Below are 9,310 nucleotides of genomic sequence, written 5' to 3'. Positions count from 1 at the left end.
GCTGCTGGCCGCGACCGGCGCCGTCACCGGGGTCCTCGTGCTGGCCGGCGGCTCGGGTGTCGTCACCGTGCCGGACGCGCTGCCGCTGCCGGTGGTGCTCGACCCCACCCCGCTGGGCGCCGTGTTCATGCTGCTGGCCGGTGCGGTCGGCGTGCTGGCCTCGCTCTACGCGATCGGCTACGTGCACGGGCCCAGCGCCTCACGCACCCAGTGGGTCGCGCTCGCCGTCTTCCTGCTCGGTCTGCAGCTCGTGCCGGCCGCCGGCGACGTCGTGTCTTTCCTGCTGGCCTGGGAGCTCATGGCCGGGGCCTCGGCGGTGCTCGTGCTGGCCGAGCAGGCCACCTCGGCGGCGGCCCGCGACGCCGGGCTCTGGTACGCGGTGATGACGCACCTGTCGATGGTCGCGATCACCGCCGGGTTCGCCGTGCTGGCGGCCGCGGGCGGCGGCACGTCGTTCACCGACCTGGCCCGCGTCGACCCGCGCTCGGGGACCGCCGGCGTGGCGTTCGTCCTGCTCGTGCTGGGGTTCGGGGCCAAGGCGGGGCTCGTGCCGGTGCACGTGTGGCTGCCGCGCGCGCACCCCGAGGCCCCCAGCCACGCCTCGGCGCTCATGAGCGGGGCGATGGTGAAGATGGGCGTCTACGGCGCCGTGCTCGTCGGGGTGCGGCTGCTGCCGGGCGGCCCGACGTGGTGGGCGGTGCTGCTCGTGGCCCTGGGGGCCGGGTCGGCGCTCTACGGCATCCTGCAGGCCGGTGTCACGTCCGACCTCAAGCGGCTGCTCGCCTACTCCACGTCGGAGAACGTCGGGCTCATGGTGCTCGCGCTGGGCGCCGGGATGCTGTTCACCGGCGCCGGTCTGCACGACGCGGGCGACGCGGCCCTGGTCGCGTGCCTGCTGCTCGCGGTGGCGCACGGGGCGTTCAAGGCGACGATGTTCCTCGGCGCCGGCGCCGTGGTGCACGCCACCGGCGAACGCGACCTGGACCGCCTGGGCGGCCTCGTGCATGCGATGCCGTGGACGGCGGCCGCGTTCGGGGTGGCCGCCCTGGGCGCGGCGGCGCTGCCCGTCACCGGGGGTTTCGTCGCGGAGTGGACGCTGCTGCAGTCGCTCATCGCCGGCGTCCGGCCCGACGACAGGGTGGTCGCCGTCACCGTCCCGCTGGCCCTGGCGGCGCTCGCGCTCACCGCCGGCCTCGCGCTGCTCACCTTCGTCAAGGCGTACGGCATCGGCTTCCTGGCGCGGGCCCGCTCCGTCGCAGCGCGCGATGCGGTCGAGGTGCCCGTGAGCATGCGGGTGCCGATGGCCGTCGGCGCACTGCTCGTGGTCGGGCTCGGGGTGGCGCCGGGGCCGGTGGCCACGGTGCTGGCCCGCGCCCTGGGTGCCGGCGGGGTGCAGCAGGTCGGGCTGGGCGGGGTGCGGCTCACGGGGCTGCACGCGGTGCTCGACCCGACCGCCCTCCTGCTGCTCGGGGCCCTCGTGGCGGTCCCGGCCCTCGCCGTGGCGTGGTCGGCGGCGCGCCGGCACGGCCGCGAGCGCGAGGCGCTCGGCTGGGGCTGCGGCGGGGTGCGCGACTCCCCGCGGATGCAGTACACCGCCACCTCCTACGCCGAACCGCTCATGCGCGTGTTCGACGATGCGTTGCAGCCGTCCCGGGACATCGAGGTGACGCACGTGTCCGAGTCGGCCTACCTGGCCACCCGGGTGCGCTACACCCAGCAGATCGAGGACGTGGTCGAGGTGCACCTGTACCGCCCGTTGGTGGCCGCCGCCGACGCCGTGGCCGACCGCGCCCGACGGGTGCAGAACGGCTCGATCCACCGCTACCTGGCGTTCTCGTTCACGGCGCTGGTCGTCGTGCTGCTGGTGGTGTCCCGATGAGCGCCGCACCGGTGGCGACCGGGCTGGGCACCGCCCTCGTGCTGGCCGTCCAGGTGAGCGTCGCCGTCGGGCTGGCCCCGGTGGTCGCCGGACTCACTCGGCAGAGCCGGGCGCGGCTCGAGGGCCGGGCGGGCGCCGGGGTGCTGCAGCCCTGGCGGGACCTGCGCAAGCTCGTGGCCAAGCGCCCCGTCCGGGCGGCCGGCACCTCGTGGGTGACCCTCGTCGCACCGCTCGCGCTGCTCGTCTCCTCGCTGCTGCTCGCCGCGCTGGTACCGCTCGTCGCGACCCTCGCACCGGCGCTCGTGCCAGGTGACCTGTTCGTCGTCGTCTCGGTGCTGCTGCTCGGCACCGTCGCGCTCGCCCTGCTCGGGCTGGACGCGGGGTCCGCCTTCGGCGGGATGGGTTCGTCGCGGCACATGATGGTGGCCGCGCTCGTCGAGCCGACCGTGCTGGTCGCGGTGTACGCGCTGTCCATCCCGGTCGGCAGCTCGGCGCTCGGGCTCATCGTCTCGGCCCGCCGGGACGACCCCAGCTCGATCGCCTCCCCCGCCGGGGTGCTCGCGGTCGTGGCGCTCGTCGTCGTCGTGCTCGCCGAGACCGGGCGGCTGCCCATCGACAACCCGTCCACGCACCTCGAGCTCACGATGATCCACGAGGCGATGGTGCTGGAGACCTCGGGGCGCGACCTGGCCTGGGTGGAGCTCGGCTCGTGGCTGCGGCTCACGGTGCTGCTCGGGCTGGTCGGCAACCTGCTGCTGCCCTGGGGGGTGGCGACCACGGCCGACGTCGGCGCGGTGGCGCTCGGCGTGCTCGCCGCCGTCGTCAAGGTGAGTGCGCTGGCGGTGCTGCTCGGAGCGGCCGAGGTCACGATGGCCAAGCTGCGCCTGTTCCGGGTGCCCGAGCTGCTGGCCGGCTCCTTCGTCCTGGCGTTCCTCGCCGTGACCGCCTCCTACCTGGTCGCCTGAGGGGACCGCGATGAACCTGTCCACCGGTGCGGTCACCCAGCTGGTCGCCCTGTCCACCGGCACCCTCCTGGTGAGCGCCGTGGTGCTCGTGTGGCGCCGGTCGCTGCGCCCGGCCGTGCGCCTCATCGCGCTGCAGGGCGTCGCGCTCGCGGTGCTCGTCGCCACCATCGGGTTGGCCGAGGGCGGCGGCGAGCTGGTCGTCGTCGCGGCGATCGTGCTCGTGCTCAAGGCCGTCGTCGTCCCGTTCGTGCTGGACCGCGGCATCGCGGCCGGCGGCCCCGACCGGGAGGACCAGGCCCGGCTCAACCCGACCGCGGGTCTGGTGAGCGTCGCGCTGCTCACGACGCTCGCCTACCTGGTGAGCCGGCCGGTGACCGCTGCGCTCGGTGGCGGCGGGCCGGACGCGGGTCCGGCGGCCGCCGCGGTGCCCGTCGGGGTCGCGGTGGTCCTCATCGGGTTCCTGCTGCTGGTGACCCGGCGACGGGCGCTGTCCCAGGTGGTGGGCTTCGTCGTGCTGGACAACGGGATCGCGACGATCGCATTCCTCACCTCGGCCGGGGTGCCGCTGCTCGTCGAGCTGGGCACCTCCTTCGAGCTGCTGCTCATCGTGCTCATCCTCGCGGTGCTCTCCGGGCGGATGCGCAGCGCGGCCGGTCCCAAGGCGCTGGACTCCATGAACGAACTGAGGGACTGATGGACGTGCTGCTCGTGCTGACCCCCGTGGTGGGGCTGCTGCTCGGGGTGCTCACCGGCGCCACCGGTCGCGGGGTGCGCCTGGCGCCGGTGGTCACCAGCCTCGTCGTGCTGGGCGTCGGGGTGGTCCTCGTCGTGCACGTCGCGGTCGAGGGGCACGCCGCCGTGGTCGGGGCCGGCGGCGGGCTGCTGCGCGCGGACGCCCTGTCGGCCTTCATGCTCGCGCTCGTGGGCGCGGTGGGGCTCACCGCCACGTGGGGCGGGCTCGGCCCCCGGCGGCCCGGCCCGGCCGACGCCTCGGCGCGCCGCTACGCCGGGCTGGTGTGCGTGTTCCTGGCGGCCATGTCGCTCGCGGTGCTCGCCGACAACCTCGGGGTGCTGTGGATCGCGGTCGAGGCCACCACGCTCGCGACGGCGTTCCTCGTCGGTCACCACGGCACCCGGCGCTCCTTGGAGGCCGCCTGGAAGTACGTGGTGCTGGGGTCGGTGGGCGTCGCGATCGCGCTGCTCGGCACGGTGCTGCTGTACGCCGCGGCCCGCACCGCCGGTCAGGCGACGCTGTCGTGGACGGTGCTGACCTCCGGGCAGCTGCCGCTCGACCCGGGGCTGGTCAAGGTCGCGGCCGGGCTGGCGGTGCTGGGCTTCGCCACCAAGGCCGGGCTCGCCCCGATGCACTCCTGGCTGCCGGACGCGCACTCCCAGGCACCGGCACCCGTCTCGGGCCTCATGTCCGGGGTGCTGCTCGCGGTGGCGTTCTCCGCGATCCTGCGGGTGCAGGCGGTGGCCGACGTCGTGCTCGGCCCCTCGTTCGTGCGCGGGCTGCTGCTCACCGCCGGGCTCGCGTCGTTGCTGGTCGCCGCCGCGCTCATCCTGCGCCAGCGCGACTTCAAGCGGCTGCTCGCCTACTCCAGCATCGAGCACCTCGGGCTGCTGGCCGTCGGCGCGGCGATCGGCGGCCGGCTGGCCGTCGCCGCCGTGCTGCTGCACGCCCTGGGGCACGGGCTGGCCAAGGCGAGCGCGTTCGTCATGTCCGGGCGGATCCTGGCCGCCGAGGGCACCACGACCATCGCCGACGTGCACGGGCTGCTGGCCCGCCGCCCGCAGCTCGCCGTCCCGTACGTCACCGCGATCGCGGCGCTGCTCGGCTTCCCGCCGTTCGCGCTGTTCTTCTCCGAGGTCGCGATCGTGCTGGCCGGCTGGCAGGCGGGGCTCGGGGTAGCGATGGGCGGTGTGCTCGTGCTGCTGCTCGTCGTGTTCGCCGGCCTGGCCCGCGCGACGGCGGGCATGGTGCTCGGCCCGCCGGACGGTCCGGTCGGTGAGCTGCCGCCCGCGGCGCGCGGCCCGATGGCCCCGGTGTGGCTCGCCCTGGCGGCGACCGCAGCGGCCGGTCTGCTCGCGGTGCCGCTCGGCGGCGTGCTCACCGCGGCGGCGCGGGCGGTGGGCGCATGAACGGCCAGCCCCTGAACGGCGGGGACACCAGCGGCGGACCCGAGAACGGCGTCCGCGCCGACGGCACCCGCACCCGCACCCTCACGCGTGAGCAGCTCGTCGAGTCTGCCGGCGCTCTGCTCGCCGCCGGGCACCGGCTGGCCCTCGTCGCCGGGCACGACGACGGCGACGACCTGCGCGTGGTCTACCTGTTCACCCGCGCGGCCGACGACGAGGCCCCCGCGGGTCTGCGCACCGAGCTGTCCGTCGTCGTGCCGCGCGCCGACGCCTGGGTGCCGTCGCTGGCCGCCGTGTCGTTCTCGGCGGGCCGCTTCGAACGGGCCCTGCGCGACCAGTTCGGCATCGAGCCGGCCGGGCACCCGCGTCCGCGCCGCCTCGTGCACCACGCGCACTGGCCGGACGACTGGTACCCGATGCGGCACGACGCGGGCGACGAGCCGCGGTTCGCCCCGGACACCTCGTCGTTCGCGTTCGTCCCGGTGGAGGGCGCCGGGGTGTACGAGATCCCGGTCGGCCCGGTCCACGCCGGCATGATCGAACCGGGCCACTTCCGGTTCTCGGTGGTCGGGGAGACCATCGTGCGGATGAAGGCCCGGCTGTGGTTCGTGCACCGCGGCATGGAGAAGCTCTTCGAGGGCCGCACCCCCGAGCAGGGCGTCGAGCTCGCCGAGAAGATCAGCGGCGACACCTCCGTCGGCCACGCGCTCACCTACGCCCGGGCGGTCGAGGCCGCGCTCGACCTGCCGGTCCCTGAGGCGGACGTCCTGGTCAGGGCCCTGCTGCTGGAGCTGGAGCGGGTGCACAACCACGTCTCCGACATCGGCGCGATCTGCAACGACGTGGGCTTCGGCATCGTGCACCAGCACACCCAGCGGCTGCGCGAGCAGCTGCTGCGCACCAACCGCGAGGTCACCGGGCACCGGCTGGCCCGCGGCGCGATCGGCATCGGCGGCGCCCGGCTGCAGGCGCTGCCCGATGTCGCGGCGCTGCAGGAGGTCGGCGAGCGGGTGCGCGAGCTCGTGCAGGTCGCCCTCGACTCCTCGGTGCTCGTCGACCGGTTCACCGGCACGGCCGTGCTGCGCGCCGACCAGGCCGCCGAGATGGGCGTGCTCGGCTACGTCGCACGGGCCAGCGGGTTGGACGTCGACGCCCGCCGCGACCACCCGTGGGTCGACCTGGGCCCGTCGTTCACGGTGCCGACCGGCGGCACGGGGGACGTGCTCGCCCGCTTCACCCAGCGGGTCGAGGAGCTCGCGGTCTCGGTCGCCGTCGTCGCGCACCTCGTCGAGCGGCTCGACGGGCGGCTGGGCACCGGTCCGCTCGCGCAGGTCCCGGTCGGGTCGGGCACGGGCAGTGCGTTCGTCGAGGCCTGGCGGGGCACCGCGTGCCACCGGGTCGAGATCGCCGACGGCCGGCTGCGTCGGGTGTCCGTCGCGGACCCGTCCTTCTTCACCTGGCCCGCCCTGCCGGTGGCCCTGGCGGACACGATCGTCCCGGACTTCCCGCTGGCCAACAAGAGCTTCAACCAGTCCTACGCGGGCAACGACCTGTGACGGGCGGCCGTTAGGCTCGCCTGCCGTGACCCGTCTGCTGCTCGCCTCCGCCTCCCCCGCCCGTCTGGCCACGTTGCGCGCCGCCGGGTTCGACCCGTTGGTGCAGGTGTCCGACGTAGACGAGCCCGCTGTGCTGGCCGCCGCGCGCGAGCGGCTGGGCGAGTTCGACGTGGCCGATGCGGTGCTGCTGCTCGCCCAGGCCAAGGCGCTCGACGTGGCGTCCGCGCTCGAGGACGGTCGGCTGGACGACGTGGCCGACGACGACGTGCTCGTGCTGGGCTGCGACTCCCTGCTCGAGCTCGACGGGCAGCCGTTGGGCAAGCCCGCCGACGCCGCGCAGGCCACCGAGCGCTGGCACCTCATGCGCGGGCGCACCGGGGTGCTGCACACCGGCCACTGGTTGGTCGACACCCGCCCGACGGCGCCCGACGGCCCGGGCACGGGCGCCACGCTCGGGGCCACCGCCTCGACGACCGTGCACTTCGCCGACCTGTCCGACGAGGAGGTCGACGCCTACGTCGCGAGCGGCGAACCGCTCGCGGTGGCCGGGGCCTTCACGCTCGACGGGCTGGGCGGCCCGTTCGTCGAGGGGGTCGAGGGCGACCCGCACTCCGTCGTCGGGGTGTCCCTGCCGCTGCTGCGCGCCCTGCTCGCCGAGGTCGAGGTGACCGTCCCGCAGCTGTGGCGCCGGGCCTGAGCCTTCTGGTGGGGAAGGCACCACGGCGCGCCGACGGCATCTGAGGAATCCTCCAACCCGGTCGGTCGGGCCCTTGGCGCCGGGCACAGACTTGCCGGTTGCGCCCCCGTGCTGTGGCCGGGGCGCGGGTGCCGCGGGTTACGGTGAGCCGTGCCCGCCCTGAGCAAGGTCCTCGTCGCCAACCGCGGCGAGATCGCCGTCCGTATCGTCCGGGCCTGTGCCGATGCCGGTCTGGCCTCCGTCGCGGTGTACGCCGACCCTGACCGGACCGCACTGCACGTGCGGCTGGCCGACGAGGCGTACGCGCTGGGCGGGGCACGGGCCGCCGAGACGTACCTGGACGCCGCCAAGCTGCTCGACGTGGCCCGCCGCGCCGGTGCCGACGCCGTGCACCCGGGCTACGGCTTCCTCGCCGAGAACGCCGCGTTCGCCCAGGCCGTCATCGACGCCGGGCTCGTGTGGATCGGCCCGCCGCCGGCCGCCATCGAGGCGCTCGGCGACAAGGTGAGCGCGCGGCACATCGCCCAGCGCGCCGGCGCCCCGCTCGTGCCGGGCACCCCGGACCCGGTCGCGGGTGCCGAGCAGGTGCACGAGTTCGTCGCCGCGAACGGGCTGCCGGTGGCCATCAAGGCCGCGTTCGGCGGTGGCGGTCGCGGCCTCAAGGTGGTGCGCGACGCCGCGGACATCGACGAGCTCTACGACTCGGCCGTCCGGGAGGCCACGGCCGCGTTCGGTCGCGGCGAGTGCTTCGTCGAGCGCTACCTGGACCGTCCGCGGCACGTGGAGACCCAGTGCCTGGCCGATGCGCACGGCACGGTGGTCGTGGTCTCGACCCGCGACTGCTCGTTGCAGCGCCGGCACCAGAAGCTCGTCGAGGAGGCGCCCGCGCCCTACCTCACCGACGCCCAGCACGCACTGCTCGTCGACGCCTCGGTGGCGATCCTGCGCGAGGCGCACTACGTGGGTGCGGGCACCTGCGAGTTCCTGCTCGGCGCCGACGGCACGATCTCGTTCCTCGAGGTGAACACGCGGCTGCAGGTCGAGCACCCGGTGACCGAGGAGGTCACCGGCATCGACCTGGTCCGCGAGCAGCTGCGGATCGCGGCCGGCGAACCGCTGGGCTACGACGCCGTCACCACGCGCGGGCACTCGATCGAGTTCCGGATCAACGGTGAGGACCCGGCGGCGGGCTTCCTGCCGACGCCGGGCAAGATCACCGGTCTGAACCTGCCGTCCGGCCCGGGCGTGCGGGTGGACTCCGGTGTGGTCGAGGGCGACACGATCACCGGCGCGTTCGACTCGCTGCTGCTCAAGCTGGTCGTCACGGGCGCGACCCGGCGTCAGGCGATCGAGCGTGCCCGCCGGGCGCTGGCCGAGCTGAGCGTCGAGGGCATGAGCACGGTCGTGCCGTTCCATCGCGCACTGCTGGGCGACCCGGCCTTCGCCCCGGCGACCGACGACGTCCCGTTCTCGGTGCACACCCGCTGGATCGAGACCGCGTTCGCCGACACCCTCGCGACGCTGGCCCCGTCCCCCTCGGTGCCGACGTCCGACGCCGAGGAGCCGGTGGCCGAGCCCGAGCTCGAGCGGGTGGTGGTCGAGGTGGGCGGTAAGCGGCTGGAGGTCGTGCTGCCGGCCGCGTTCAGCCTGGCGCGTCCGGGCGGGCGCCCGAGCGCACGGCGCCCGGCCCGTCGGGCGACGCCCCGGGCCACGACGAGCGGCACGACGCTGGCCTCCCCGATGCAGGGCACGATCGTCAAGGTCGCCGTCGCCGAGGGCGACCAGGTGGCCGAGGGCGACCTCGTCGTCGTGCTCGAGGCGATGAAGATGGAGCAACCGCTCGTGGCGCACCGTGCCGGCACGGTCGCCCGGCTCACGACCGAGGTCGGCTCGTCCGTCTCGGCCGGGACCACGATCTGCGAGATCGTCGACTGACCGTGGCCGCCGCGGCAGCCGTCCGATGACCGACGACCCGCGTCCGTCGCAGGTCCCGCCGCACGTGGCACGTCCGGGCGACGGCTGGGTGGACTGCGGCTGCGGGGCGCGGCACTGGGGGCTGCACGGCGCCGCCGGG

General features: G+C 75.1%; 7 protein-coding genes. All 7 read left to right on the top strand.

Annotated elements, in window-relative coordinates; translation table 11 throughout:
- The coding region (locus F2B26_RS12110; RefSeq protein WP_201292719.1) for a proton-conducting transporter transmembrane domain-containing protein at positions 1-1,879 on the top strand (1,879 nt) is incomplete at its 5' end.
- Positions 1,876-2,844, top strand: a complete 969-nt coding sequence (locus tag F2B26_RS12105) for a respiratory chain complex I subunit 1 family protein (RefSeq protein WP_159809711.1) — start codon at positions 1,876-1,878, stop codon at positions 2,842-2,844. The genes F2B26_RS12110 and F2B26_RS12105, both read left to right, overlap by 4 nt.
- A gap of 10 nt (positions 2,845-2,854) precedes the next feature.
- Entirely contained in the window at positions 2,855-3,538 is a 684-nt protein-coding gene (locus F2B26_RS12100) for a hypothetical protein (protein WP_159809709.1), read from the top strand.
- Positions 3,538-4,986, top strand: coding sequence for a proton-conducting transporter transmembrane domain-containing protein (locus F2B26_RS12095; protein ID WP_159809707.1), 1,449 nt, complete (start codon positions 3,538-3,540; stop codon positions 4,984-4,986). The genes F2B26_RS12100 and F2B26_RS12095 overlap by 1 nt, the downstream gene beginning before the upstream one ends.
- On the top strand, positions 4,983-6,539 hold the full coding sequence (locus F2B26_RS12090; protein WP_159809704.1) for a hydrogenase large subunit: 1,557 nt from the start codon (positions 4,983-4,985) through the stop codon (positions 6,537-6,539). Before F2B26_RS12095 ends, F2B26_RS12090 begins: the two co-directional genes overlap by 4 nt.
- A gap of 25 nt (positions 6,540-6,564) precedes the next feature.
- A complete protein-coding gene (locus tag F2B26_RS12085; RefSeq protein WP_159809702.1) occupies positions 6,565-7,236 on the top strand; it encodes a Maf family protein in 672 nt (223 codons plus the stop codon).
- A gap of 150 nt (positions 7,237-7,386) precedes the next feature.
- On the top strand, positions 7,387-9,171 hold the full coding sequence (locus tag F2B26_RS12080) for an acetyl/propionyl/methylcrotonyl-CoA carboxylase subunit alpha (RefSeq protein ID WP_159809700.1): 1,785 nt from the start codon (positions 7,387-7,389) through the stop codon (positions 9,169-9,171).
- Positions 9,172-9,310: the final 139 nt, after the last annotated feature.

Origin of the sequence: Cellulomonas citrea (assembly GCF_009829685.1) — a bacterium.
GTDB classification, from domain to species: domain Bacteria; phylum Actinomycetota; class Actinomycetes; order Actinomycetales; family Cellulomonadaceae; genus Cellulomonas; species Cellulomonas citrea.
This window is presented reverse-complemented; position numbering and strand designations above follow the sequence as displayed.

Bases quoted from the DNA above. Each gene is read 5' to 3' on its own strand.
- F2B26_RS12105 (WP_159809711.1), top strand. From the start codon at position 1,876: ATGAGCGCCGCACCGGTGGCGACCGGGCTGGGCACCGCCCTCGTGCTG.
- F2B26_RS12100 (WP_159809709.1), top strand. From the start codon at position 2,855: ATGAACCTGTCCACCGGTGCGGTCACCCAGCTGGTCGCCCTGTCCACC.
- F2B26_RS12095 (WP_159809707.1), top strand. From the start codon at position 3,538: ATGGACGTGCTGCTCGTGCTGACCCCCGTGGTGGGGCTGCTGCTCGGG.
- F2B26_RS12090 (WP_159809704.1), top strand. From the start codon at position 4,983: ATGAACGGCCAGCCCCTGAACGGCGGGGACACCAGCGGCGGACCCGAG.